Annotated in this window: 1 protein-coding gene; it reads left to right on the top strand. The window is 45.2% G+C overall.

Going from position 1 to position 555, the window contains the following annotated elements; translation table 11 throughout:
* Positions 1-555 (top strand): thiol:disulfide interchange protein DsbA/DsbL (locus R7E78_RS29375; protein WP_318059054.1); only part of this gene is annotated, 555 nt, incomplete at both ends.

Genomic DNA, 555 nt, shown 5'->3' with positions numbered 1-555 from the left:
GCTTTCAGCGCTCACGCTGCTCAATTTGAAGAAGGTAAACACTACAAAGTGTTGGACGTTGAGAAAGCGACTAAACCAACCGTTACAGAGTTTTTTTCGTTTTACTGCCCACACTGTTATAAGTTTGAATCTGTGATTGAAAACTTAAAACCGGCTTTGCCAAAAGAAGCACGCTTTGAAAAAGTGCACGTGGCGTTTATGGGCGCAGACATGGCAGTGCCAATGGCAAAATCTTACGCAACCATGGTATCGCTAGGTGTTGAAGACAAAATGGTGCCTGCGATGTTCGCGCAAATTCATCAAAAGCGCCAAGCACCGAAAAACGAAGACGAGTTAAAGAAAGTCTTCACGGACAACGGTGTCGATGGCAACAAATTTGACGCGGCGTACAACAGCTTTGCGGTTAGTTCGATGCAAAAGCGTTTCGATAAGCAGTTCAAAGAGAGTACTCTGACCGGCGTTCCTGGCGTCGTTGTGAATAACAAGTACATCGTTATTCCTAATGAAGTCCGTAGCTATGCCGAGTACAGCGAATTGGTGAACTATCTGCTAACG

This window comes from Vibrio sp. YT-19(2023) (assembly GCF_033337395.1).
Note: the sequence above shows the minus strand (reverse complement) of the source record. Positions and strands in the feature narration are given on the sequence as shown.